The 24,609-nt window shown below is 74.0% G+C and carries 25 protein-coding genes; 19 read left to right on the top strand and 6 right to left on the bottom strand.

Annotation, left to right across the window (positions count from 1 at the left end; translation table 11 throughout):
- The first annotated feature begins 67 nt into the window (after positions 1-67).
- The 4 genes from ACIQ9P_RS16965 (at position 68) to ACIQ9P_RS16950 (ending at position 2,729) form a co-directional block, all read left to right on the top strand.
- Positions 68-1,177 (top strand): MerR family transcriptional regulator, encoded by a 1,110-nt coding sequence (locus ACIQ9P_RS16965; RefSeq protein WP_402355683.1) that lies wholly within the window; start codon positions 68-70, stop codon positions 1,175-1,177.
- Between the two features lie 86 nt (positions 1,178-1,263).
- Positions 1,264-1,695, top strand: coding sequence for a helix-turn-helix domain-containing protein (locus ACIQ9P_RS16960; RefSeq protein ID WP_402355681.1), 432 nt, complete (start codon positions 1,264-1,266; stop codon positions 1,693-1,695).
- A 20-nt stretch (positions 1,696-1,715) separates the two neighbouring features.
- Positions 1,716-2,237, top strand: a complete 522-nt coding sequence (locus tag ACIQ9P_RS16955; protein WP_402355679.1) for a hypothetical protein — start codon at positions 1,716-1,718, stop codon at positions 2,235-2,237.
- A 138-nt stretch (positions 2,238-2,375) separates the two neighbouring features.
- The gene (locus ACIQ9P_RS16950) at positions 2,376-2,729 is read left to right on the top strand and encodes a DUF2516 family protein (RefSeq protein WP_030393714.1); all 354 of its coding nucleotides are present in this window, start codon (positions 2,376-2,378) and stop codon (positions 2,727-2,729) included.
- Positions 2,730-2,848: 119 nt separating this feature from the next.
- Here the strand turns inward: ACIQ9P_RS16950 and ACIQ9P_RS16945 are convergent, their stop codons facing one another.
- Positions 2,849-4,453, bottom strand: coding sequence for a SpoIIE family protein phosphatase (locus ACIQ9P_RS16945; protein WP_402355677.1), 1,605 nt, complete (start codon positions 4,451-4,453; stop codon positions 2,849-2,851).
- Positions 4,454-4,691: 238 nt separating this feature from the next.
- Here ACIQ9P_RS16945 and ACIQ9P_RS16940 point away from each other — a divergent pair, with 238 nt between their 5' ends.
- Positions 4,692-5,243: an O-acetyl-ADP-ribose deacetylase gene (locus ACIQ9P_RS16940; RefSeq protein ID WP_402355880.1), complete on the top strand. Its 552-nt coding sequence runs from the start codon at positions 4,692-4,694 to the stop codon at positions 5,241-5,243.
- Positions 5,244-5,354: 111 nt separating this feature from the next.
- On the opposite strand, the gene ACIQ9P_RS16935 is transcribed toward ACIQ9P_RS16940, so the two are convergent.
- Positions 5,355-6,188, bottom strand: coding sequence for a class I SAM-dependent methyltransferase (locus ACIQ9P_RS16935; protein WP_402355675.1), 834 nt, complete (start codon positions 6,186-6,188; stop codon positions 5,355-5,357).
- Positions 6,189-6,528: 340 nt separating this feature from the next.
- Here ACIQ9P_RS16935 and mshA point away from each other — a divergent pair, with 340 nt between their 5' ends.
- Together mshA and ACIQ9P_RS16925 are read left to right on the top strand one after the other, a co-directional pair.
- Positions 6,529-7,920, top strand: coding sequence for a D-inositol-3-phosphate glycosyltransferase (gene mshA, locus ACIQ9P_RS16930; protein WP_402355877.1), 1,392 nt, complete (start codon positions 6,529-6,531; stop codon positions 7,918-7,920).
- 87 nt (positions 7,921-8,007) lie between these two features.
- The gene (locus ACIQ9P_RS16925; protein ID WP_402355673.1) at positions 8,008-8,556 is read left to right on the top strand and encodes a YbjN domain-containing protein; all 549 of its coding nucleotides are present in this window, start codon (positions 8,008-8,010) and stop codon (positions 8,554-8,556) included.
- A gap of 1 nt (position 8,557) precedes the next feature.
- On the opposite strand, the gene ACIQ9P_RS16920 is transcribed toward ACIQ9P_RS16925, so the two are convergent.
- Positions 8,558-9,805, bottom strand: coding sequence for an MDR family MFS transporter (locus ACIQ9P_RS16920; protein WP_402355671.1), 1,248 nt, complete (start codon positions 9,803-9,805; stop codon positions 8,558-8,560).
- A gap of 196 nt (positions 9,806-10,001) precedes the next feature.
- Here ACIQ9P_RS16920 and ACIQ9P_RS16915 point away from each other — a divergent pair, with 196 nt between their 5' ends.
- The 3 genes from ACIQ9P_RS16915 (at position 10,002) to ACIQ9P_RS16905 (ending at position 12,494) form a co-directional block, all read left to right on the top strand.
- Positions 10,002-10,760: a phosphoglyceromutase gene (locus tag ACIQ9P_RS16915; protein ID WP_402355669.1), complete on the top strand. Its 759-nt coding sequence runs from the start codon at positions 10,002-10,004 to the stop codon at positions 10,758-10,760.
- Between the two features lie 153 nt (positions 10,761-10,913).
- The gene (locus ACIQ9P_RS16910; protein WP_402355667.1) at positions 10,914-11,720 is read left to right on the top strand and encodes a hypothetical protein; all 807 of its coding nucleotides are present in this window, start codon (positions 10,914-10,916) and stop codon (positions 11,718-11,720) included.
- A 186-nt stretch (positions 11,721-11,906) separates the two neighbouring features.
- Positions 11,907-12,494 (top strand): lytic polysaccharide monooxygenase, encoded by a 588-nt coding sequence (locus ACIQ9P_RS16905; RefSeq protein ID WP_402355665.1) that lies wholly within the window; start codon positions 11,907-11,909, stop codon positions 12,492-12,494.
- Positions 12,495-13,013: 519 nt separating this feature from the next.
- On the opposite strand, the gene phoU is transcribed toward ACIQ9P_RS16905, so the two are convergent.
- The gene (phoU, locus tag ACIQ9P_RS16900; RefSeq protein WP_402355663.1) at positions 13,014-13,697 is read right to left on the bottom strand and encodes a phosphate signaling complex protein PhoU; all 684 of its coding nucleotides are present in this window, start codon (positions 13,695-13,697) and stop codon (positions 13,014-13,016) included.
- Positions 13,698-14,005: 308 nt separating this feature from the next.
- Between phoU and ACIQ9P_RS16895 the strand changes: the two genes are divergently transcribed.
- Both ACIQ9P_RS16895 and ACIQ9P_RS16890 read left to right on the top strand, forming a co-directional pair.
- Positions 14,006-15,277, top strand: coding sequence for a sensor histidine kinase (locus tag ACIQ9P_RS16895; protein ID WP_402355661.1), 1,272 nt, complete (start codon positions 14,006-14,008; stop codon positions 15,275-15,277).
- A 2-nt stretch (positions 15,278-15,279) separates the two neighbouring features.
- On the top strand, positions 15,280-15,972 hold the full coding sequence (locus tag ACIQ9P_RS16890) for a response regulator transcription factor (protein WP_030305055.1): 693 nt from the start codon (positions 15,280-15,282) through the stop codon (positions 15,970-15,972).
- Positions 15,973-16,079: 107 nt separating this feature from the next.
- Here the strand turns inward: ACIQ9P_RS16890 and ACIQ9P_RS16885 are convergent, their stop codons facing one another.
- Both ACIQ9P_RS16885 and ACIQ9P_RS16880 read right to left on the bottom strand, forming a co-directional pair.
- Positions 16,080-16,730, bottom strand: coding sequence for a DUF461 domain-containing protein (locus ACIQ9P_RS16885; protein ID WP_402355659.1), 651 nt, complete (start codon positions 16,728-16,730; stop codon positions 16,080-16,082).
- 91 nt (positions 16,731-16,821) lie between these two features.
- Complete coding sequence (locus ACIQ9P_RS16880; protein ID WP_402355657.1) at positions 16,822-17,127, bottom strand: hypothetical protein; 306 nt, start codon at positions 17,125-17,127, stop codon at positions 16,822-16,824.
- A 17-nt stretch (positions 17,128-17,144) separates the two neighbouring features.
- Here ACIQ9P_RS16880 and ACIQ9P_RS16875 point away from each other — a divergent pair, with 17 nt between their 5' ends.
- The 7 genes from ACIQ9P_RS16875 (at position 17,145) to ACIQ9P_RS16845 (ending at position 24,376) form a co-directional block, all read left to right on the top strand.
- Positions 17,145-17,627: a CarD family transcriptional regulator gene (locus ACIQ9P_RS16875; protein WP_030244332.1), complete on the top strand. Its 483-nt coding sequence runs from the start codon at positions 17,145-17,147 to the stop codon at positions 17,625-17,627.
- A gap of 259 nt (positions 17,628-17,886) precedes the next feature.
- Positions 17,887-18,645, top strand: a complete 759-nt coding sequence (ispD, locus tag ACIQ9P_RS16870; protein ID WP_402355874.1) for a 2-C-methyl-D-erythritol 4-phosphate cytidylyltransferase — start codon at positions 17,887-17,889, stop codon at positions 18,643-18,645.
- The gene (ispF, locus tag ACIQ9P_RS16865; RefSeq protein WP_053645868.1) at positions 18,635-19,135 is read left to right on the top strand and encodes a 2-C-methyl-D-erythritol 2,4-cyclodiphosphate synthase; all 501 of its coding nucleotides are present in this window, start codon (positions 18,635-18,637) and stop codon (positions 19,133-19,135) included. Before ispD ends, ispF begins: the two co-directional genes overlap by 11 nt.
- Positions 19,136-19,334: 199 nt before the next feature.
- Positions 19,335-19,730 carry a PPOX class F420-dependent oxidoreductase gene (locus ACIQ9P_RS16860; RefSeq protein ID WP_402355654.1) on the top strand — a complete coding sequence of 132 codons (396 nt, stop codon included), beginning with the start codon at positions 19,335-19,337 and terminating at the stop codon, positions 19,728-19,730.
- Between the two features lie 130 nt (positions 19,731-19,860).
- Entirely contained in the window at positions 19,861-21,255 is a 1,395-nt protein-coding gene (gene cysS, locus ACIQ9P_RS16855) for a cysteine--tRNA ligase (protein ID WP_402355652.1), read from the top strand.
- Between the two features lie 140 nt (positions 21,256-21,395).
- On the top strand, positions 21,396-22,391 hold the full coding sequence (gene rlmB, locus ACIQ9P_RS16850) for a 23S rRNA (guanosine(2251)-2'-O)-methyltransferase RlmB (protein ID WP_402355650.1): 996 nt from the start codon (positions 21,396-21,398) through the stop codon (positions 22,389-22,391).
- Between the two features lie 263 nt (positions 22,392-22,654).
- On the top strand, positions 22,655-24,376 hold the full coding sequence (locus ACIQ9P_RS16845; protein WP_402355648.1) for a DoxX family membrane protein: 1,722 nt from the start codon (positions 22,655-22,657) through the stop codon (positions 24,374-24,376).
- Positions 24,377-24,609: the final 233 nt, after the last annotated feature.

Here is a 24,609-nt window from a genome sequence, read left to right as displayed (position 1 = left end):
GATCGCGGGTGAGTCTCCGCCGGGTCCGCTTGACCCTCGACCCGGTCGAGGCCGCAGAGTCTCCGGCATGGAGAGCGACCTGCGCAGCATCGGCGAACTGGCCCGCGACAGCGGTCTGAGCGTCAGTGCCCTGCGGTTCTACGACGGCGCCGGGGTACTCGCCCCGGCCCGGGTCGACCCGCGCACCGGTTACCGCTGGTACGCCCCCGGACAGCTGGCCGACGCCCGGCTGCTCGCCCGGCTGCGCCGGGTGGGCCTGCCGCTGGCCGACATCCGGGCCGTGCTCGGCGCGGCCCCCGGCAGCGGCGCCGCCCGGCGGGTGGTGGACGAGCACCTGCGTCGACTGGAGGACGGCCTCGCCGACGCGCGCCGCGAACTCTCCCTGATCCGCCGGTTGATCGACCAGAGGGAGAGCCCCATGACCACGACCCCCGCCGAGTACCGCTTCACCGTCCCCGCCGGCGAGCTGGCCGAAGCCCTGGACGCGGTCCGCTTCGCCGTCGGCGGCGACCCCGAGCTGCCGGTGCTGTCCGGTGTGCTGTTCGACCTCGACGGTGGTCTGCTGCGCCTGGTCGCCACCGACCGCTACCGGATCGCCCTGGCCGAGGTGCCCGTGGAGTCCGAGGTGTCCGTCGAGCCCGCTGCCGCGTCGGCCGTCGTGCCGGTCGCGCTGGCCGACGCCGTCCGCGCGCTGCTCGGCTCCGCGGCAGGGGCGGTGGAACTGGTGCTCGGCGCCGGAGCGGTGCGTGTCACGGTCGGCGGCCACCGGATCGAGGGTGCCGCGCTCGACCACGACTACCCCGACTACCGGCCCCTCGTCCGGCTGGAGCCGGTCCACCGGATCGGGCTGCCTGCCGCCGAGCTGCGCGCGGCGCTTGTGTCCGCCGCGACCAGCAGCCTGCCGTCCGGACCGCACGGCGCGGCCTGCGAGGTCACCCTGCTGACCGTCGACGGCGAGGGCCGGTTCGCCGTCGCCGCCCCGGGGACCGGGACCGACGGGGCGGACGATGCCCTCCGGGTGGCGGTCAACCGGGACTTCCTCCTGGAGGCCCTCCCGGTCGACGCCCCGGGGCAACTGCTCCTCGAACTCGGCGGCCCGATCACCCCCCTCGCCGTCCGCGCCGCCGACCGCCCCGGCACCTTCTCCGTCCTGATGCCGGTCCGCCTTCCCGCCTGACCTCGTCCGCCTCCTGTTCGGTCCGGGTGTTTGCTGGTGCTAGCACGGTGCTTGCAATTGCAAGCGCGGTGGGGCAGGGTGTTCGCATGGCCTCACTGAACGTCGGCCCGCTGGGCGCGTACATCCGCGAGCAGCGGCGCAATGCGCAGTACTCGCTGCGGCAGCTGGCGGAGGCCGCCGGTGTGTCCAACCCGTACCTCAGCCAGATCGAGCGCGGGTTGCGCAAGCCGAGCGCGGAGATCCTGCAGCAGATCGCGAAGGCGCTGCGGATCTCGGCGGAGACGCTCTACGTCCAGGCCGGGATCCTGGAGGAACGGCGGGGGGAGGGCCTGGAGCTTCGGGCCTCGATCCTGGCCGATCCGCTGATCAACGAGCAGCAGAAGCAGGCGTTGCTCGCGGTCTACGACGCCTTCCTCAAGGAGAACGCCGCCGGGCGGCCGTCCGGCGCGGACCCGGTGACGGATCCGGCGGCGGACCCGGCCGGGAGCACGGACGAGCACCGGGGCGAGGCACCCTAAACACCACGGGAGGACCGGCCATGCCGATCACGGACGACATCAAGAAGACCCTGACCGACCCGACCCCGCTCTACGCCCTCGCCGGCGCCGGGGAACTCGCCTACGAGAAGCTGCGCGAGGTACCGGGCCGGGTCGAGGCGCTCGCGGCCGACCGCAAGGGCACCCAGGAGAAGGCCACCGCCGCGCTGGCCGAGGCCCAGGCCCGGTTGGTCGACGCGCAGGCCAAGGTCAGCGGCACGGTGACCGCGCTGCCGACCGACCTCAAGGCGCTGCAGGAGAAGGCGCAGACCTTCGCCCTCCAGCAGGTCGGCCGCGCCGTCGAGCTGGCGGTCAAGGCCAAGGAGACCTACGACGAGCTGGCCGAGCGCGGCAAGGTCGCGGTGGACCGGGGCCGTGGCACCGACGCCGACGCGGGCGAGGCGGTCGCGGAGCGGGTGGACGCGGAGTCGGCCGAGGCCGGCGAGCTGGTCGAGGGCGAGCTGGTCGAGGACGAGGCGCCGGTGGCCCCGAAGCGCGGCCGGGCCCGCAAGAGCGCGGAGTAACCCCGGCCGGACCGGGCCGGGGTTCCGGCACCCCGGGGCACGTCGGGTGCCGCCGGGCCGTTTGACCCCGTGGTGGACCGTGCGCCGTGCCAGGATGGACGGGCAGGTGTGCCGCAGCGAGACGCAGAGGAGGCCGTGATGGGCGGAGTGGCCCAGATTCTGATCCTGGACTACTTGAACCCGTTCTGGTGGCTGGCCGTCGCCATCCTGGGCTACAAGCTGTTCGCGCTGGTCGACGCCGCGACCCGCCCGGAGGACGGGTACCGGGCGGCCGACAAGAAGACCAAGGGTTTCTGGCTGGCGATCCTCGGTGTCGCGTTCGGTCTGGACCTGCTCTTCGGCGCCAACTTCATGACCAGCTTCCTCACCCTGGGGGGCCTGGTCGCCGCGATCGTCTACGTGGTCGACGTCCGCCCGGCGATCCGCGCGCTCACCAACCGGGGCGGCGGCCGGGGCGACCAGCGCAACATGGGGCCGTACGGACCCTGGTGACGGTCTGCTGACGGCCCGCTGACGGGCACTGTTCGCAGGGACTGCGCCGAGCCCCGGCGTCCGGCGGGTCCACCGTCCGGGCGCCGGGGCTCCGTGCTGCCCGCGGCCGGGGCCGGGTGTCAGCCCAGGATCAGCTGCACCGGGTTGCGCTCCAGCAGCAGCACCGCGACATCGTCCGTCAGGGCGCCGCCGTTCAGCTCCTCGACCTCGGCGATCGCGCTGTCCACCAGCCGGCCCCGGGTGAGCCCGGCGGACTGGTGGTCGCCGATCAGCTCGGCCAGGCCGTCCTGGCCGAGCCGGCGCGAACCGGCGCCGATCCGGCCCTCGATCAGCCCGTCGGTGTAGAGCAGCAGCCGCCAGCCGCGGTTCAGCTCGAAGGTGTGCGCCGGCCAGACGGCCTGGCCGTCGTCGCAGGGGAGCAGTCCGAGGGCGGGGCCGGCGTGCTCGGCGGGGAGCCCGATCGGGGTGTGGCCGTCGCCGAGCAGCAGCGGCGGGGGATGGCCGGCGAGGTAGAGCCGGGCCCGTTCGACCGCACCGGGGGTGCCGTCGTCGGCCGGCTCGATGATCAGCATGCAGAGCGTCGCGAAGATCTCGTCGCTGCGCCGCTCGTGCTCCAGGACGTGCTGGAGGGTGGTCAGCAGGGTCTCGCCGGTGAGGCCGGCGAAGACCAGGGTGCGCCACGCTATCCGGAGGGCCACCCCGAGCGCGGCCTCGTCGGGGCCGTGACCGCAGACGTCGCCGATCACCACGTGGACGGTGCCGTCGTCGGTGCGGACCGCGTCGTAGAAGTCGCCGCCGAGCAGGGCGCGGCGGCGGCCGGGCCGGTAGCGGCGGGTGAAGGAGAGGTTGGCGCCGTCGAGCAGTGGTGTGGGCAGCAGATGGCGCTGGAGGCGGGCGTTCTCCTGGCCGCGCAGCTCGGCCTCGACGAGCCGGCGCTGGGACTCGTCGGCGCGCTTGCGTTCGACGGCGTACCGCAGCGCGCGGGCCAGCAGCGGGCCGTCGGTCTCGTTCTTGATCAGGAAGTCCTGGGCGCCGGCGGCCACGGCGGCCGCTCCGAGTTCGGCGCCGGCGGCGTCGGTGAGCACCACGACGGCGGTGTGCGGGGCCCGGCGGAGCAACTCGTGCAGGCCCTCCAGGCCGTCGGACGGGTCCGAGGGGTGCGGCAGGTCGGCGGGTGCGGCGAGGTCGAGCAGGACGCAGCTGAAGTCGCTGTTGCGGCCGGGGTCGCCGCCGCGCGACCGGGTGCGCCGGGAGCCGGAGGGGGTGGGGGCGAGCAGCCCGAACGCCTGGTCGAGGCCGCGGGTCCAGTGGATCTCGATCGGGGCGCCGCTGTCGGCCACGGCGGCCTTGAGCAGCTGGGCGTCGGTGGCGTCGTCCTCGATGACGAGCAGTTTGAGCGGGGCGGTGGCGGGGGGAACGGCCGGTCCGGTGGACGGCGCCGCCGCCGGGCCGCCGGTGGCCTTCGACCGGGGGTGGGGTATCGGCGCGGAGGCGTTGGCGGGGCGGGCCGACCGTCGGTCCGCCCGGCGTTCCGGCGGTCGGGCCGGGTGCTGTTCCGGTGTCGGGGCCCGTTCGGGGGCACGATGGGCGGCGCGATCGGCGGCGGATCCGCGGGCGGGGGCGTCGGGGGCGGGCCGGTTCTGGGCGTGCCCGGGACGGGCGCCGCCCTGAGCGCCCGGCGAGTCGGTGGCACCAGGTGCCCGCCCGTCTCCCGTTGCGGGCATCGGCTGATCCTCCCTCTCCCCGAGTGCGTAACGGCCGAGGTCCGTCCGCAGTGCCCGCTCGGCACCCTGCGTCGGGGAACTTCTCGCGACCATAACGTGATCTCCGGGGATTTCTTCGGCCGACCGGCGCCGTTGTGGCTCGTGCCATGCCGGTGGCAGTGTGACGGACGGGGCGGGGAAGCGAGCGGTGGCCCGTGGGGCGGGCGCCGGACCGGGTCGGAAGAGGGGTTGTGGGATGGTGACGCGGATCACCCTGGTCGAGGGTGACATCACGGCGCAGCAGGTGGACGTGGTGGTGAACGCCGCCAATTCCTCACTGTTGGGCGGCGGTGGGGTGGACGGCGCGATCCACCGCCGGGGCGGAGCGCGGATTCTGGCGGAGTGCCGCGAGCTGCGGGCCTCACGGTACGGGCGGGGGCTGGCCACCGGGCGCGCGGTGGCGACCACGGCCGGTGACCTCCCGGCCCGCTGGGTGGTGCACACCGTGGGGCCGGTCCATCTGGCGGACGAGTACGAGGAGCGGGCGGAACTGCTGGCCTCCTGCTACCGCGAGTCGCTCCGGGTGGCGGCGGAGCTGGGCGCGCGGACGGTGGCCTTCCCGGCCGTGTCGGCCGGGATCTTCGGGTGGCCGCCGCCGGACGCGGCCAGGATCGCGCTCGGGACCGTCGCGGCGGTGCTGGCGGAGCGCGAGGACGGGCCCGAGGAGGTGCGCTTCGTGCTGTTCGGGGCGGAGATGTACGAGGTCTTCGCCGCCGTCGGACGGGAGCTGGGGCTGGTGGGGCAGGAGTGAAGTGCTGACCGGTGCTCCCATGGTGGCGTGACGGGGCGTCAACACGCCAGAGATATTCGATAACTCGTTCGAGTGAATCCGTGGACTCGCTCGCGGCCCCGGTCGCGCCGCCTAGGGCGCCAGGGCCGTCCAGGGCAGGGTGACCTCGCCCTGCCGCCACCGGCCGCGCGCGTCCACCAGCGGCCAGGCCCCGGCCAGCGCGGTGCAGGCGGCCACCCAGCGCTGCCGGGCGCCGAACGCCCCGTAGGGCGCGGCCGCGGCCCAGGCGCGGTCGAAGTCACGGAGGAACGCGTGCACCGGCCGGCCCGGCACGTTGTGGTGGATCAGCGCCTTCGGCAGCCGTTCGGCCAGGTCGGACGGCCGTTCGAGGCCACCCAGCCGGGCCGCGAAGGTGACCGTCCTGGGCCCTTCCGGGCCGAGCGCCACCCAGACGTGGCGGCGGCCGATCTCGTCGCAGGTGCCCTCGACCAGCAGCCCGTCCGGGGACAGCCGGGCGCACAGCCGCTCCCAGACCGAGGCCACCTGGGCCTCGTCGTACTGGCGCAGCACATTGGCGGCCCGGATCAGCCGGGCGGACGCGCCGCCGTCCAGCGGGACCTCGAAGCCGCCGCGCCGGAAGGTCAGCAGCGGCGGCACCGCGTACGGCAGCGCCGCGGCGACCCGGGCCGGATCGATCTCGATCCCGACCACCCGGACGTCCGGCCGCACCGTCCGCAGCCGCCCGGACAGCTCGACCGCCGTCCACGGGGCGGCGCCGTACCCGAGGTCGACGGCGGTCGGGGGGAGGTCGGCGGCCCGCAGCGCGGGTCCGAGCGTGTGGGCGATCCAGCGGTCCATCCGCCGCAGCCGGTTGGTGTTGGTGGTGCCCCGGGTCACGGTGCCCACCGGCCGCCGGGCCGCTCCGCGGGCGGGCGCGGTCGCGGAATCGAAGGAGGAGGCGGCCATGTCCCTCAGGGTACGGGCCGGACCGCGACCGGACGGCGGGCGCCCCGTGACGGGGCCCGGAACGGGCCGGGAGCGGAGCCGGAGCGGGCCGGCGGGGACTGGCTCCGGCCCCCGCGAGCCATCTCGTCCGGCGACCCGGGAATGCCGGTCACCGATCGCGTGGTTGGCAGACTGGTGGTGATGTGCGCCCGGACGGGCGGCAGGCCGGCGCGCGCCCGGGGCGGGCGTTCCGGCCGGGCGGCCCGGGCGGCGGCGCGCACACCGGACAGCAGGCAGTAGGCAGTAGGCAGCAGGCAAGGGCTGCGAGGCGGGCAGCACACGAGGAGGCTTCAGCCAGGTGATCCAGCACCCCGTCCGTTCGGTACGCCGTGCCCAGCCGGTCACGCCCGCGCGCGGGCGGCTCCAGTCGCTCGTCCAGGCCGGCCGGCGCCGCCCGCGCCGGATAGCCATGCTCAGCGTCCACACCTCCCCGCTGCACCAGCCGGGCACGGGCGACGCGGGCGGCATGAACGTCTACATCGTGGAGCTGGCCAAGCGCCTGGCCGCGCTCAACATCGAGGTCGAGGTCTTCACCCGGTCGATCTGCTCGGACGACGAGCCCACCGTGGAGCTGGCCCCGGGCGTACTGGTGCGGCACGTCACGGCCGGCCCCTACGAGGGCCTGGTGAAGGAGGACCTGCCGGCCCAGCTGTGCGCCTTCACCCACGGGGTGCTGCGCACCGAGGCCGGTCACCGGCCCGGCCACTACGACCTGGTCCACTCGCACTACTGGCTCTCCGGCCAGGTCGGCTGGCTGGCCGCGCAGCGCTGGGGCGTCCCGCTGGTGCACACCATGCACACCATGGCGAAGGTGAAGAACGCGGCGCTGGCCGAGGGCGACACCCCGGAGCCGGCGGCCCGGGTGATCGGCGAGAGCCAGGTGGTGGAGGCGGCGGACCGGCTGATCGCCAACACCACCGAGGAGGCCGCCGAGCTCGCTCGCTTCTACGCGGCCCGCCCCGAGCAGCTGGCCGTGGTCCACCCCGGTGTCAACCTGGACGTCTTCCGCCCCGGCGGGGCGGGCGCCCCGGGCACGGCGGAGGCCCGCCGTGCCGCCCGGGCCCGGCTGGGACTGCCCGCCGGGGCGGCGGTGCTGCTCTTCGCCGGGCGGATCCAGCCGCTGAAGGCCCCGGACGTGCTGCTGCGCGCGGTCGCGGTGCTGCTGGAGCGGCGTCCGGAGCTGCGCGAGCGGCTGGTGGTGCCGGTGGTCGGCGGGCCGTCCGGCACCGGCCTGGCCCGTCCGGAGAGCCTGCACAAGCTGGCCGCCCAGCTGGGCATCGGCGACGTTGTGCGCTTCCACCCGCCGGTCGGCCAGGCGATGCTCGCCGAGTGGTACCGGGCCGCGACCGCGCTGGTGATGCCCTCGTACAGCGAGTCCTTCGGGCTGGTCGCGCTGGAGGCGCAGGCGTGCGGCACACCGGTGGTCGCGGCCGCGGTGGGCGGCCTGCCGGTCGCCGTCCGGGACGGTGTCACGGGCACCCTGGTGCAGGGCCACGACCCCGCGGACTGGTCGCGGGCGCTGGAGCCGTACGTCGTCGATCCGGAGCTGGTGGTCCGGCGCGGCGGCGCGGCGGCGCGGCACGCGGCCGGGTTCGGCTGGGACACCGCGGCCGCGACCACCGCCGAGGTGTACGCCGGCACCCTGGCCCGGCCGGCCGGTCGGCTGACCGGGGCCCGCAGGCTGCTCGCCTGAGCGGCCGGGGCGGCTCGCGCGCGGTTGGGACGCCGGTCCCGGCGGGCGCTGCTGCGCGCGGCCGTACCCCCGAGTAACGTCAGCCCCATGGCATTCCGCACCAAGGACGAGGCCCTGACCCTCCTGCGCACCGCCCTGGACGAGGCCGGGGTGCCCTGGGAACCGGCCCCCGCCGACCCGTACACCCTGGTGGCGGCGCTCCCGGGCACCCGGAAGCTGAGCACCACGTGTGCCCTGCGGATCGGTGACCACACGCTCTCGGTCAACGCCTTCGTGGTCCGGCGACCGGACGAGAACCACGAGGCCGTCTACCGCTGGCTGCTGGAGCGCAACACCCGCCTCTACGGCGTGGCGTACGCGGTCGACCGGCTCGGGGACGTCTACCTGGCGGGTCGGCTGCCACTGGAGGCGCTGACCCCGGACACCGTGGACCGGCTGCTGGGCACGGTGCTGGAGAACGCCGACGAGCCGTTCAACACCCTGCTGGAGCTGGGCTTCGCCACCGCGATCCGGCGGGAGTGGGAGTGGCGCACCAAGCGGGGCGAGTCGACCCGCAACCTGGCGGCCTTCGCCCACCTCGCCGGTCCCGTGCCGGAACCGGCGTCCGTGCCGGACGCGGCGTCCGCCCCGGAGTAGCTCAGCCCGCCGCGGCCCGCTCGGGTTCGGCCCCGGCCCTGGCGCCCGCGCCCACCACGTCCGACTTCGCCAGCGCGGCCCCCGGCCGTCGGCCGAGCAGGACGTACCCGCCCGCGGCGACCGTGCCGAGCACCGCGCACGCCCCCCACATCACCTCGCTGCCGGCCCGCTCCAGCAGCACCCCGCCCGCGGCCGGCCCGAGGAACGAGGCGAGCGACCAGGAGAGCGAGTACACGCCCTGGTAGCGCCCCCGCGCCTCGGCCGGCGACAGCTCGGCGACCAGGCCCATCATGGTCGGCGCGTTCAGGATCTCGCCGAGCGTCCAGACCGCGACGGTGAGGGCGTAGAACCACGCCGAGGTGCCGGCCAGCGCGGTCAGCCCGAAGCCCCAGCCGATGAACAGCGCGCTGGCGACGAGCAGCGCCGTCCGGTCCCGGCTCTCCATCCACCGGGTGAGCGGGATCTGGAGCACCACGATGAGCAGGCCGTTGAGGCCGATCACCAGGCCGTACTGGGTGGAGGTGATGCCGGACCGGCCCATGTCCACCGCCAGCGTGGTGGACCCCTGCTGGGCGACCAGGGCGAGCAGCAGGTTGAGCACCACCACCGCCATGAAGCGGGCGTCCCGGAAGACCGTGACGAGGCCGATCGCCGGCGGCGCCTTCGGGCCGTCCGCGGTCGGGGCGGGTGCGGCGGGCCTGGTCTCGGGGACGCGGACGAAGATGACCACCGCGCAGATCACCGTGGAGAGCGCGTCCAGCAGGAAGAGCGTGAGGTAGCCGTGGGTGGCGATCAGGCCCGCCGCCGCCGCGGAGAGGCCGAAGCCGATGTTGATCGCCCAGTAGTTGAGGGCGAAGGCGCGGACCCGGTCCTCGGCGGGCACGATGTCCGCGATGATCGCCGAGGTGGCGGGCCGGGTCGCGTTGTTGCAGAAGCCGACCAGGAAGGCCACCACGGCGATCGCCACCTGGCCGTCGGTGAAGCCGAGCACCGCGGTGAACAGCGCGGTACCGAGCTGCGCGGCGACCAGCGTCGGCCGCCGTCCGATCCGGTCGCTCAGCACCCCGGCGACGAGCGAGGCGATCGCCGAGCCCAGGCCGAACAGCGAGGCGACCAGCCCCGCGTAGGAGGCCGAGTAGCCCCGCTCGGTGGTCAAGTAGAGTGCCAGGAACGTGACCACGAACGCGCCCAGCTTGTTGATCAGGGTGCTGGTCCAGAGCCACCAGAACTGCCGGGGCAGTCCGCTCATGGCTTCGACGACGGCTCCGACCGCACGAGCTGGGACGGAAACGGGCATGTGGGGGCTCCCGGGCAGGCGGCCGACCGCCGAGCACGCGGGCAGGACCGCTCGGCGGGAAGGTAAGTGTCACTGATGCGATGCACACCTTACCTGTCAGGGGGTCCGCCCACCAGGGGTTTTATCGGGCTCCACTAAGCTGGGCGCCATGGCTGACACGACGTACCGACTCATCCTGCTCCGCCACGGCGAGAGCGAGTGGAACCAGAAGAACCTGTTCACCGGTTGGGTCGACGTCGACCTCAACGAGAAGGGCGAGAAGGAGGCCGCGCGCGGCGGCGAGATGCTCGCCGCCGAGGGCTACCTCCCGGACGTCCTGCACACCTCGCTGCTGCGCCGCGCGATCCGCACCTCGCAGATCGCCCTGGACAAGGCCGACCGCCACTGGATCCCGGTCAGCCGCAGCTGGCGCCTGAACGAGCGGCACTACGGCGCGCTCCAGGGCAAGGACAAGGCCCAGACCCTGGCGGAGTTCGGCGAGGAGCAGTTCCAGCTCTGGCGCCGTTCGTACGACACCCCGCCGCCGGTGCTGGCCGACGACTCCGAGTTCTCGCAGGCCGGCGACGCCCGTTACGCCGGGATCCCGAGCGAGCTGCGTCCGCGCACCGAGTGCCTCCAGGACGTCGTCGAGCGGATGCTGCCGTACTGGTACGACGCGATCGTCCCGGACCTCGCCGCGGGCCGGACGGTGCTGGTCACCGCCCACGGCAACAGCCTGCGCGCGCTGGTCAAGCACCTCGACGGCATCTCGGACGCCGACATCGCGGGCCTGAACATCCCGACCGGCATCCCGCTGGTCTACGAGCTGGACGCCGACTTCAAGCCGACCGTCCCCGGCGGCCGCTACCTCGACCCGGACGCCGCCGCGGCCGCGATCGAGGCGGTCAAGAACCAGGGCAAGAAGTAAGCCGCTTGCCGCTACGGCCCCCCACCCGCGCGTTCGGCGCCGGTGCGGGGCCGTTGGCATTCCCGGGGTCCCGGGAATGTCGCCGGGCCGTCCGCGGGCCGTCGGCCCCGGCGGGCCGCGGAACCACTCCGATCCATCGACACGAGGTCCGAGATGCGCGTCTCCATCGCCACCGCCCCCGGCGGCCCGAACCCCAACGAGGACTGGGTGGCGGCCACGCCGACGCTCGCCGTGGTCCTGGACGGCCTGAGCACGGCCGGGCTCGACACCGGTTGCCGGCACGGCGTCCCCTGGTACGTCGCCCAGTTGGGCGGCCATCTGATGGCCGCGCTGGCCGAGCCGGGCCGGACGCCGGCGGACGGGCTGGCCCGGGCTCTCGACCAGGTCGCCGCACTCCATCCCGGCTGCGACCTCGGCAACCCGGGGACGCCCTCGGCGACGGTCTCGGTCCTGCGGGCCGGGGCCGACGGGTTCGACTACCTCGTCCTGGCGGACTCGCCGATCGTCTTCGAGCGCGCCGACGGCCACCAGCTGGTCACCGATCTGCGGGTGGACGCCACGGTGCCCGAACTCCGCGCCGAGGCCGAGCGGTTCCCCACCGGGACGCCCGCGCACACGGAGGCCGTCCGCCGGATGGTCGCGGCCCAACGGCTCACCCGGAACACCGCGGGCGGCTACTGGGTGGCCGGCTCCGACGGCGGGGCGGCGCACCACGCGCTGACGGGCACGGTGCCGCTCGCCGGGATCACCGCGGCGGCGGTCATGTCGGACGGCGTGTCCAGGCTCGTCACCGAGTACCGCGCCGCGTCGTGGACGGAGGTCTTCGCGACCCTCCGGGAAGGCGGTGCGGACGGACTGATCGCGGCGGTCCGGACGGTCGAGGCGACGGACCCCGAGGGGCTGCGGTGGCCCCGCTTCAAGGCGAGCGACGACGCCGCGGCGGCGTTCTGTCAGCTGTAGGCCGACTGGGCCCAACTCCCCTGTGGTGGGGAGGAGTTCGGCGTGCCGCAAAAGTGGTTCAGACCATTGACGGCCCCGGTGGCGGCTCCTACCGTGTGAGCACCGACCCGGCGCAGGCATGCCAAGCCCCCACGCGCGCGTGTCCGCGCTCGGCGGACTCTCCATCCACCCCCACGGAGGAGCACCATGCGCACACGTCATGTCGTCGGAGCCGTGATCGCCGCCCTGTCGGTGCCGGTCGCGGTCGCCCTGCCGGCCCAGTCGCACGGCTACATCAGCACCCCGCCCAGCCGGGCCGCGCTGTGCGCGGCGGGCACCGTGAAGGACTGCGGCGCGATCCAGTGGGAGCCGCAGAGCGTCGAGGGGCCGAAGGGCTTCCCGAGCAGAGGTCCGGCCGACGGCGCGATCTGCGCCGGCGGCAACAGCCGGTTCGCCGAACTGGACGACCCGCGCGGCGGCGCCTGGCCGACCACCGCCGTCTCGGCGGGCCAACGGCTCACCTTCACCTGGAAGTTCACCGCCCGGCACGCCACCACCGGCTTCAAGTACTACCTGACCAAGGCGGGCTACGACGCCACCCAGAAGGTCACCCGGGCGAACCTGGAGTCGACCCCGTTCCTGAACGTCCCCTACAACGGCACGCAGGTGCCCAGCACCCTCAGCCACACCGCGACCCTGCCGAGCGGCCGGACCGGGCACCAGGTGGTGGTCGCGGTCTGGGAGATCGCGGACACCGGCAACGCCTTCTACTCCTGCACCGACGTCAGGTTCTGACGCCGGTCGTTCCGGTCGCTCCGGTGGACCCCGTCGGCGTCCCGGCGGTGAGGAGTCCGGGGCGCGCGGCCGTCTCCCACGGCGGCCGCGCGCCCCGGAGCTCCGCGGCGGCACCGGGACGGGTCCGGCGGAGCGGACGGGCCGAGCGCCTCTCAGTGGCCGCAGCAGCCGCCGTCGGCCCCGCCGCACTGGCAGGGCGCGCCGGACTGGCAGCCGCAGCCGCAGCCGGGCCCGCAGCCGCAACCGGCGGCGAGGACGGGAAGCAGCCCGGGGGTGGGCGGTTCTACGGTGTCGGGAGCCGATGCCGGGCCGGTCGGGTGTGCCTTCATCGCGCGGACCCCTCCTTCTGACGGGCACGCTTCGGTGCCCTCGGGATCGAGTGAAACCGCCGACCGGAGGAAGCGTCAACGGGCGCGCGGTGGTGGGGAGTCGACGCTCGCGTGCTTCCCCACCACCCTCGGCCGGGGTTTACCCGTCCCGGGGGCCGGGCGCCGTCTCCGACGGCTCCCGGCCGGGAGGTCAGTCGAGCTGGGCGGCGGCCTCGGAGGCGGCGACGAACTCGTTCACGTGCTCGCCGGTCACCAGGTACACCACGCGCTTGGCCACCGACACCGCGTGGTCGGCGAAGCGCTCGTAGTAGCGGCCGACCAGGGTGACGTCCACAGCGGTCTCGATGCCGTGGTGCCAGCGCTCGTCGATGAGGTGCGCGAACAGCTCGCGGTGCAGCGCGTCGATCGCGTCGTCGTCCTGCTCCAGCTCCAGCGCCTTGTCGACGTCCTTGGTGGCGATCACCAGGCCGGCCTTGGCCACCAGTCGCTGGGCGAGCTGGCCCAGCTCCAGGACGGTCGCGTGCAGGTCGGTCGGGACGGCGCACTCGGGGTAGCGCAGCCGCGCGACCTTGGCGACGTGGCGGGCGAGGTCGCCGCAGCGCTCCAGGTCGGCGCTCATCCGCAGCGAGGTGACGACGATGCGGAGGTCGGTGGCGACCGGCTGCTGCCGGGCGAGCAGGTCGATCGCCCGGTTCTCCAGCTCGTGGTGCAGGTCGTTGACCTTGCCGTCGGCGGCGATCACGCTCTCCGCCAGTGCCAGGTCCGCGTCGAGGAGCGCGGTGGTCGCGCGCCCGAGGGCGGAGCCGACCAGCCGGGCCATCTCGACCAGGCTGTCGCCGATCGAGTCGAGTTCCTCGTGGTACGCGTCGCGCATTGTTCTCTCCTCAGTAGCTGTGTCGGTGGCGGTGCCGACCGGTCATCCGGTACGACCGTCCGAACGGCGCACGAATGACCGCTGCTGGTGGCGCGCATCGTACGCGCGCACCCGGGGTGGCGGACGGCTGTTCGGCCGGGCCACCCGTCCCACACGGGCTCCGGCGCCCACTCTGGGCCGTCCGGGCGACCGCGCACGACCCGTCCGGTGAATCAGTGGCTTCCTGAAGGTGAATTCTCGGCAACGCGTGGTCGATCCCTTGACCTGACCCTGGGGGAGCGGCCGCATCGTGCGCTTAGGCTGGCGACATGGACGTGAACGTGGCCGCCGCCGCTGCCTGCGCCATAGCCGGGCTCGGCGTCGGCCTCACGGCCTCGATCGCCTTCCGTTGGAGCGAGCGCGAGCAGGCGAAGGGCAGGCACAGCGGCACCAACCGGAATCAGGGCCTCGGCCCAGCGCAGGAACCCCCGCTCCCGCCGGGCGTCGACACGGTCCTCTCCGTGCTGCGCTCCTGCGCGATCGTGCTCGGAGAGGGCGACGAGGTGGTCAAGGCCAGCTCGGCGGCGTACGCGATGGGCCTGGTCCGCGGCGGCGCGGTCGCCCTGGACCAGCTGCTCGCGCTGGCCAGGGGGACCCGCAGGGACGGGGAGATCCGGCAGATCGAGCTGGAACTGCCCCGCCCGGGCGCGGCACGGGCCGCCGAACCGCTGGCGGTCTCGGTCCGGGTCGCCCCGCTGGGTTCCCGGCTGGTCCTGGTCCTGGTCGAGGACCAGACCGAGCGCCGCCGGGTGGAGGCCGTCCGCCGGGACTTCGTGGCCAATGTCAGCCATGAGCTCAAGACCCCGGTCGGCGCGCTCTCGCTGCTCTCCGAGGCGGTCGCCGACGCGGCCGACGACCCGGAGGCGGTGCAGCGCTTCGCCGGCCGGATGCAGATCGAGGCGACCAGGCTGGCCAGCCTGGTCCAGGAGATCATCGACCTCTCCCGGGTCCAGGACGACCGGCTGATGGTCGACCCGGAACCGGTCGCGGTGGACGAGCTGATCGCCGAGGCGATCGACCGCTGCCGCCAGCAGGCCGCCGCCAAGCAGATCCTGATCGCGGCCGGCGGCATCGCCGGCCTCTACCTGCACGGCAACCGGGGTCAGCTGGCCGCCGCGCTCGGTAACCTGGTCGAGAACGCGGTCAACTACAGCCCGCCCCGGACCAGGGTCGCGATCGCCACCCGCCGGATCTCCAGCGCCGCCGCCCTGGGCGAGGCGGACGGCGAACTCATCGAGATCTCCGTGACCGACCAGGGCATCGGCATCTCGGAGAAGGACCGCGAGCGGGTCTTCGAACGGTTCTACCGGGTGGACCCGGCACGCTCCCGGCAGACCGGTGGCACCGGCCTCGGTCTCTCCATCGTCAAGCACGTGGCCGCCTCCCACGGCGGCACCGTCTCGGTGTGGAGCGTCGAGGGCCAGGGCTCCACCTTCACCCTCCGCCTGCCCGCCGGGCAGGCCCCCGTGGACCGGCCCCTGGTGGCCGGGTCCTCGCACTCCTTGTCAGAAACAACCCCACTGCTTGCCCCGGAGGCCTGATCGTGACCCGAGTACTGGTGGTCGAGGACGAGGAGTCGTTCAGCGACGCCCTGTCGTACATGCTCCGCAAGGAAGGCTTCGAGGTCGCCATCGCCGCGACCGGCCCCGACGCGCTGGAGCAGTTCGAGCGCAACGGCGCCGACCTCGTCCTGCTCGACCTGATGCTGCCGGGGCTGCCCGGCACCGAGGTCTGCCGCCAGCTGCGGGTCCGCTCCAACGTGCCGGTGATCATGGTCACCGCCAAGGACAGCGAGATCGACAAGGTGGTCGGTCTGGAGATAGGCGCGGACGACTACGTCACCAAGCCCTACTCCACCCGTGAGCTGGTCGCCCGGATCCGCGCGGTGCTGCGCCGCCGCGGCGAGAACGAGGGCCCCGGCGACGGCGGCGGCCCCGGCGCCCTGGAGGCGGGCCCGGTCCGGATGGACGTCGACCGGCACGTGGTGACCGTGGACGGCGCCAAGGTCGACCTCCCGCTCAAGGAGTTCGACCTGCTGGAGATGCTGCTGCGCAACGCCGGCCGGGTGCTCACCCGGATGCAGCTGATCGACCGGGTCTGGGGCGCGGACTACGTCGGCGACACCAAGACGCTGGACGTCCACGTCAAGCGCCTGCGGGCGAAGATCGAGCCGGACCCGGGCGCGCCGCGCTACCTGGTCACGGTGCGTGGTCTCGGCTACAAGTTCGAGCCGTAGACCGGCCGGTCCGCGCGGCGGGCCGGGCCGAAGCCAAGGGGAACGCCCCCTCCGGATCCTTCCGGAGGGGGCGTTCCGTTGCCGCGGCCGCGTGCCGCGGCGGCGGCTCAGTGCGCGGCCGGGACCGCCGGAGCGGTCGTGCCCGTGGCCGGGGCGGCCGGCGTGGTGGCGCCCGTGGCCGGGGTGGCCGGCGTGGTTGCGCCGGTCGTCGGGGTGGCCTTCGGCGGCACGGCGGCCGGGGCGGCGGTCGGGCCGTAGCCCTTGTAGAGGCCCTTGTTCGGGCTGACCTGGGCCTCGGTGTCGAGCTTGTCGTGGTTCTTGAACCCGAACGAGGCCGCCACGTAGCCGCCCACGCTCACCGTGGTGGAGGCGACCTTGGCGGTCGGGCCGCCCGGGCCGCCGAGCAGCAGCGCGCCGCCGGCCGGGACGGTGATGGCGGGCAGCGCGGCGCCCTTCTCGTCGGCGAAGGTGGCGGTCGCCCCGTTGGCGACGGTGATGGACTGCAGTTCGAGCGCCTCGGTCCCGGTGTTGCTGATGTTCACCGTCACGTTGGCGGGGCCGGTGTGTTCGCCGGAGGACTCGTCCCCGGTGACCACGACGATGTTGTTCAGCCGGATGTCGGTGCCCAGGGTCGCCGACGCGTTGTCGGGCTTGACCTCCAGGGTGGCCGGGGTGTTCCCGGCGGCGCAGGAGGACAGCGAGGCGATGGCGAGGGCTGCGATGGCGGCGATGCCGCCGCGTCGAAGGCTGCGGCTCACGGCGGCGGCTTCTCCTAGGTCACGTGTCGATAGGTCAGGTCCCAGATTATCGACCACGCTTATGTCGTCCTCACGGGGTGGTCCCTTCGGGTCACGGTCCGGCCGTCAGGACGTTCGGACGGCGGTACGTCCGCGTGTTCAGGTCAATCATCGACCAAGATCGGATCACGATCTGGAAACGGCCCGATAAACGGTGAAAACCCAAGATCCAATCATGGTTTCGGGAGTGTTGCCAGAGGTTTCGGTGGGTGGTGGAACCGCCTCCGACCTGCGGGAAGCTCTCCTCGAACACCGGTCGCAGCACGTCATGGGGGTCCTTGTCAAGCCCCGAGACCGGCCCTGACCTGCGAAAACGCCCTTCGGGTGCGCCGAAAAGCGTGTTATTCTGGAAAGCCACGGAAGGGGTCCTGTCACATGACGTTCAAGGTTGGCGACACGGTGGTCTACCCCCATCACGGGGCCGCACTGATCGAGGCCATCGAAATTCGCCAGATCAAAGGTGTGGACAAGACCTACCTGGTGCTCAAGGTGCAGCAGGGAGACCTGACGCTCCGCGTGCCCGCCGAGAACGCGGAGTTCGTCGGCGTGCGTGATGTGGTCGGCCAGGAGGGTCTGGACCGGGTCTTCGAGGTGCTTCGCGCACCGTACACCGAAGAACCGACCAACTGGTCCCGTCGTTACAAGGCGAATCTGGAGAAGCTCGCCTCGGGTGACGTTATCAAGGTCGCCGAGGTTGTGCGCGACCTCTGGCGTCGTGAGCGCGAGCGCGGCCTCTCCGCCGGAGAGAAGCGCATGCTCGCCAAGGCGCGCCAGATCCTCGTCAGCGAGCTCGCGCTGGCGGAGAACACCAACGAGGACAAGGCGGAGACGCTGCTCGACGAGGTGCTCGCCTCGTAGCGGCCGTCCGCTCCACAACGCTCACAGCGCCCGATGCCGGCGCGCCGCCCACCGGACCGACGGTCCGTGGGTGGTGCAGTGGCACTTCGGGCGCTGAGGCGTGTCCGGACGACGCCCCCGCACCCGAGCGGCCTGGCCGGCCTCGGGTCTGCATGACCGTTTCTGCTGATCCTGCGGGCGGGACACGGTGGTGCTTCGGAAGGGGTCCGCGCCCGTCGCGCACGCCATGGCCATACCCACTTCGCCGAAGGAGTGAAACCTGAACGCCACAGGAGCAATCGCAGCAGCAGTCGTCCCCGCCGCCGGCCGCGGCGAGCGACTGGGACCCGGCGCCCCCAAGGCCCTGCGTGACCTGGGCGGCGTGCCGCTGCTGGTGCACGCGGTCCGGGCGCTGACCCGCAGCCGGGCCGTCGGCCTGGTCGTGGTCGCGGCCCCCGCCGACGGCGTGGCCGAGGTGGTCGCCCTGCTCGACAGCCACGGTCTGGAGGGCAAGGACATCCGGGTGGTGGCCGGAGGGGACACCCGCCAGGAGTCGGTGCGGCTGGGCCTGGCCGCGATCCCGGCCGAGGTCGGGATCGTGCTGGTGCACGACGCGGCCCGGCCGCTCGTCCCGGTCGAGGTGGTGGACGCGGTCGCGTCCGCCGTCCGGGCCGGGGCCGAGGCGGTGGTGCCGGCGGTGCCGCTGGCCGACACCGTCAAGCGGGTCGAGCCGGTCCGGGGCGGCCCCGAGCCGGTGCTCGACACGCCCGACCGGGCCACGCTGCGCGCGGTGCAGACCCCGCAGGGCTTCCGCCGGGACACGCTGGCCGAGGTGCACGCCAAGGCGCTGGCCGAGGAGTCGGCGGGGGCCGGGGGCGCTCTGCCGCCGGTCACCGACGACGCCGGGCTGGTGGAGCGCTTCGGCGGCCGGGTGGTCGTGGTGCCCGGCCACGAGGAGGCGTTCAAGGTGACCCGTCCGCTGGACCTCGTCCTCGCCGAGGCCGTACTCGCCCGCCGGAGGGCCGCCGATGCCTACTGAGCCGCACGCCCCCGTACTGCCCCGGGTCGGCATCGGCACCGATGTGCACGCCTTCGAGCCCGGCCGCCCGCTGTGGGTCGCCGGGCTGGAGTGGCCGGACGCCGAGGTCGGCCTGGCCGGGCACTCGGACGCCGACGTGGCCGCGCACGCGGCCTGTGACGCGCTGTTCTCGGCCGCCGGGATCGGCGACCTGGGCGCGCACTTCGGCACCGACCGCCCGGAGTGGGCCGGCGCGTCCGGGGTGAAGCTGCTCGGCGAGGCGGCCCGGCTGGTTCGCGAGGCCGGGTTCGAGATCGGCAATGTGGCGATCCAGGTGATCGGGATCCGGCCGAAGATCGGCAAGCGCCGGGCGGAGGCGCAGGCCGCGCTCGGCGCCGCGGTCGGCGCCCCGGTCTCGGTCTCCGGCACCACCACCGACGGACTCGGCCTCACCGGCCGGGCCGAGGGCCTCGCCGCGATCGCCACCGCCCTGGTGTACGAACGACGTTGACCGGGCCCGCCGCCCGTCGGCGGCGGGCCCGGCGGTGGCCGCGGCGCCCCGGTGCCGGACCGGGGCGCCGCGGCGGAAATAGACCGGACGTGACGGGTGTTCAACACCCTTGGCCGGGGCCCGGATCGCTACTCTTCGATGCGGGTTCGCCCCAGCAGTCGTCCTCCACCGCCGCTCGACGAGAAGAACCGAGGTCCCGATGGCCGCACACCTCTCCGACCAGGCCAAGGCCCTGATCGACGCCAAGAGCTTCGCCGTTGTCACCACCGTCCAGCCGGACGGCAGCCCCCAGTCCTCCGTGGTCTGGGTGAAGCGCGACGGCGATGACATCCTGTTCTCCACCGTCCAGGGCCGCCGCAAGCACCTCAATCTGGTGAAGGACGCGCGGGTCTCGCTCCTGGTCAACCCGCCGGAGAACCCGTACACCTACCTGGAGGTCCGCGGCGAGGTCAGCCTGACCGAGGAGGGCGGCCGGGAGCTGATCGACGAACTGTCGGTGAAGTACCGGGGCGAGGGGCCGTACGGCTTCGACGGCCCCGACGACGTGCGGGTGGTCGCCCGGCTCACCCCGCGCAAGGTCGTCGGCTCGATCTGAGCCCCACCGGGAGCGGAACGGACGCCCCGGGGCGGTCCCCGGGGCGTCACCCGGCGGAAAAGCACCCGCCGCGGTCTTGACATTCCGGAATGTCGCGGGGCACCCCCCACCGCCCACTACGCTTGACGCTGTGAGCATTCGCCTGTACGACACCAGCACCCGCCAGGTACGCGACTTCGTCCCGCTTGTACCGGGTTGTGTCTCGATCTACCTGTGCGGCGCTACCGTCCAGTCGGCGCCACACATCGGGCACATCCGGTCCTACCTCAACTTCGACGTGATGCAGCGGTGGTTCGCCTACCGCGGCTACCAGGTGACCTTCGTCCGGAACGTCACCGACATCGACGACAAGATCATCGCCAAGGAGCGCGAGCTCGGCACGCCGTGGTGGCAGATCGCCTACGAGAACGAGCGCGCCTTCAACGACGGTTACGACGCGCTGGGCTGCCTGCGGCCGACCGTCGAGCCGCGGGCCACCGGGCACATCCCCGAGATGGTCGGGATGATGCGCGGGCTCATCGAGAAGGGCCACGCCTACGCGGCCGAGGGCAACGTCTACTTCGACGTGAAGTCCTACCCCGACTACCTCGCGCTCTCCAACCAGAAGCTGGAGAACCTCCAGCAGCCCAGCGGCGAGGGCGAGACCGGCAAGCGCGACCCGCGCGACTTCGCGATGTGGAAGGCGGCCAAGCCGGGCGAGCCCAGCTGGGACACCCCGTGGGGCCGGGGCCGTCCGGGCTGGCACCTGGAGTGCTCGGCGATGGCCCACAAGTACCTGGGCGCGGCCTTCGACATCCACGGCGGCGGTCTCGACCTGATCTTCCCGCACCACGAGAACGAGATCGCCCAGTCCAAGGCGTTCGGCGACGACTTCGCCGGCTTCTGGGTGCACAACGCCTGGGTCACCATGGCCGGCGAGAAGATGAGCAAGTCCCTGGGCAACTCGGTGCTGGTCTCCGAGATGGTCCGCCGCTGGCGGCCGATCGTGCTCCGCTACTACCTGTCGGCCCCGCACTACCGCTCGATGATCGAGTACAGCGAGGAGTCGCTGCGCGAGGCCGAGGCCGGGTTCGGCCGGATCGAGGGCTTCATCCAGCGCGCCGTGGAGCGCTGCGGCACGGTCGACGCGGCGCCCGAGGTGCCGCCGGCCTTCGCCGAGGCGATGGACGACGACCTGGGCGTGCCGCAGGCGCTCGCGATCGTGCACACCGCCGTCCGCCAGGGCAACAGCGCCCTCACCGCGGACGACAAGGAGAACGCGGTGGCGCGATTGGCCGAGGTCCGTGCGATGCTCGGAGTACTGGGACTCGACCCGCTCGACCCGCAGTGGGCCGGGGCGGAGCGCGGCGAGGACCTGCACGGCGTCGTCGACTCGCTGGTCCACCTGGTCCTGGAGCAGCGGCAGGCGGCACGGGCCCGCAAGGACTTCGCGACCGCGGACGCCATCCGCGACCAGCTCGGCGTGGCCGGGCTGGTGATCGAGGACACCCCGTCCGGCCCGCGCTGGACGATCAACAGCCAGTAACCCCCGGGTGACCGAGGGGTGAGCGGTGGGCCGTACCGGACCGGTGCGGCCCTCCCGCATGACGGAGCGCATGCCGTCGGCCGCACCGGCCCGAGCCGGTGCGGCCGGCCATGCCGGACAGACAGACAGGAAGTACAGCCATGGCCGGCAACAGCCAGCGCAGGAACCGCCGCAACCCCGGGTCGAAGAAGGGCGCGAGTGTCGGTACCGGCGGCCACAGCCGGAAGGCGCTCCAGGGCAAGGGCCCGACGCCGCGCGGCGAGGAGCGCAAGGGGCACCCGAAGCAGCGGGCCGCCAACGCCGCGGTCAAGCGCGAGCGCGACGCCAAGGCCCGGGCCGGCATGCGCCGCGCCGGCGCCGGCGGCCGGGGCGGCCGCGGCGGCGCCGGCTCCGCCGAGCTGGTCTTCGGCCGCAACTCGGTGGTCGAGGCCCTGCAGGGCGACGTGCCGGCCAACGCGCTGTACGTCCAGCAGTTCATCGACACCGACGACCGGGTCCGCGACGCCTTCCAGGCCGCCAACGACCGGGGCATCCCGCTGATGGAGGCCCCGCGCCCGCAGCTGGACCAGATGACCGGCGGGATGAACCACCAGGGCCTGGTGCTCCAGGTCCCGCCGTACGAGTACGCCCACCCCGACGACCTGCTGGACGGGGCCGCGGACTCCGGCGACGACGCGCTGATCGTGGCGCTGGACGGGGTGACCGACTCCCGCAACCTGGGCGCCGTGGTCCGCTCCGCCGCCGCCTTCGGCGCGCACGGCGTGGTGATCCCGGAGCGCCGGGCGGCCGGTATGACCGCCGGTGCCTGGAAGACCTCCTCGGGCGCCGCGGCCCGGCTGCCCGTCGCCCGGGCCACCAACCTGACCCGCGCCCTGGAGGCGTACCAGAAGGCCGGTCTGACCGTGGTCGGCCTGGCCGCCGACGGCGCGGCCGAGATCGGTGACCTGGAGGTGCTGACCGGGCCGGTGGTGATCGTCGCGGGCAGCGAGGGCAAGGGCCTGTCCCGGCTCGTCGCGGAGACCTGCGACGTGCTGGTGCGGATCCCGATGTCCGGGCTCACCGAGTCGCTGAACGCCGGTGTCGCGGCGGGCGTCGTCCTGTACGAGGCGGCCCGACTGCGTCGCAAGGTCGGCTGACCCTCCGCTCCGGCGGCTCCGGCCGGCGGTGGCGGCACACGGCGGGTGCTCGGCGCAAGGCGTTCTCCGGAACCGCCCACCGCCCGCCCGCAATCCATGGAAAGCGATCGGATCCGCCCGGATCCGATCGCTTTTCTCATGATCACTTCAAGGGGACTCCCGATATCCACTCGGGAGAGTGTCCTAACCGGGTGTCACCCGGTTAGACGGGCGTGGACACCAGAACACCTCGGCGCCCGCTCCTGGGCGGTGGCAGCACCGGGATGGAAGCGGGCCCCGGCCTCAACACCGCCAAGGTGCCGTCGGACCCGGCACGCCTCAGCAGCACCCAGGCGAGCTTCCGGCTCCGGCTCGGCACGCCGGTGGCGCCGCTGATCGACGCCCCGGCCGGACTGCTGTCCACCGGCGCCGCGTTCGGCGACCCGTACGGCACCCAGGGCCTGATCCGCCGCCCGCTGGTCACCCCGCAGGTGGTCGTCCCCGTCGGCGACGTGTCGGCGCTCGCCGGGGCGCCGCCGCGCCGCAAGGGCAGGGTCACCGCCGTCACCTGGACCGGCGAGGCGCGGCCGGACGACATCGCGGCCACCCGGCTGCTGGAGGCCGTCCGACTGGGCGGCGTCCCGGCCGGGGTCGGCGGGCGCGGGGGCGGCCGCTCCGGCGGCTCCCTGGCGGACGCGGACACCCAGCTGGTCCCGCCGTACGGCGGCGCGCGGACGGTGCCGCGCCAGCCGCGCGAGGGCGACGGCACCGCCACCGAGGGCGGCGTCGGGCCGGTCGGCGCGCCGCAGGGCTGGACGCCCAGCGGTGAGCTGCCCGAGGTCTCGGCCGCCGGGGCCGAGGGCAAGCAGCCCTGGTACCCCGGCCGCCGGGTGGACCTCGGCCTGGTCCTGCTGCCGCTGCGCGCGGTGCTCGGCTCGCTCTCCGTCTACGCCGGGTTCAGCAAGCTCTGCGACCCGGTGTACTTCGACGGCGGCGAGCGCGGCTCGATGATGCGCTGGCTGTCCTCGCTGCACCCGTGGAAGGTCGCCGAGCCGCTGCTGGCCTTCGCCATGGCGCACCCGGTCGGCTCCGGTCTGGTGGTGTCGTTCACCGAGATCGTGGTCGGTGTGCTCACCCTGCTCGGGCTGTGGCAGCGGCTCGCGGCCGGGGCGGCGATGGCGCTGTCCGCCGTGCTGCTGTTCACGGTGAGCTGGCGGGCCGTCCCGGTGTACGACACGCCCGACCTGATCTTCCTCGCGGCGTGGAGCCCCCTGCTGATCGCCGGGGCGCCGTTCGCCTCGCTGGACGGGCGGCTCAACCTGGAAGCCTGGCGGCGGTACGGCGCGGGCGCGCCGGCCGCGCTGCGCCGGCGGGTGCTGCGGCGCGGCGCCGTGGTCACCGCGGCGGTGGTCGGTCTGACCCTGCTGCTCGGCTCGATGCTGGGCGGGGCGGTCCGGACCGGAGCCCGTCCGCACCCGGCGCCGTCCCGGCCCGCCACCGACTTCGGCACGCCGGTCTGGCCGAGCGGAGGGCCGTCGGTGACCCCCGGCGGCAGGAGCCCGGCCGGGACGGCGCCCTCGCCGGCCCCGTCGCGGCCGGCCACGCCGAGCGCGGCGGCCACCACCGCCGCGCCGTCCGGTGCCGCGGCCTCGCCGAAGGCGGCCCAGGCCACCCCGAGCGGCAAGGCGAAGCCCTCGGCGAAGCCCGAGACCGGCGCGGCCCCCTCGGCCGCTCCGGCGGCCTCCGCGCCGCCGGCCGCCCCGGCCCCGGCCGGATCGGCGCCCGCGCAGCGTGCTACTCCCGCCGCTCCGGCGGCCGGGAACGGGACGGCGCCGAAGCCGGCCCCGAACACCGGGAACGGCTCCGGCGGTACTCCGAGCGGGTCCGGCGGGTCCTCCCCGGGCGGCTCGGGACTGCTGGGCGGGGTGCTCGGCAGTGGGCCGCTGGCCGAACTGTCCGGCGGCGGTGCCCGCGCTTCCCGTCCGGAGCCGGCCACGGCCACCTGACGGGCGGGCCGGTCGGACCGGCCCGGGAAACGGCGACCGGCCGGGTGCTCCGTGGGGGAGCACCCGGCCGGTCGCCGTGCGCGGAGCACCTCGTGGGCGTTCCGTCAGCGTTCTCCTCGGACCGTTGTCCTCGGGCCGTTCGTCGTTCCAGGGCCGTGTCCGTCGAGCGGCGCGGACGTGGCGGAGCGCCCCGCCGCGGGGCGCCGTACCACGGGGCGCCGTACCGCTGCGGG

This window comes from Kitasatospora sp. NPDC094019 (assembly GCF_044764505.1).
Classification (GTDB): Bacteria; Actinomycetota; Actinomycetes; order Streptomycetales; family Streptomycetaceae; genus Kitasatospora.
The sequence above is the reverse complement of the archived record's forward strand: the minus strand, read 5'-3'. Positions and strand labels throughout refer to the sequence as shown.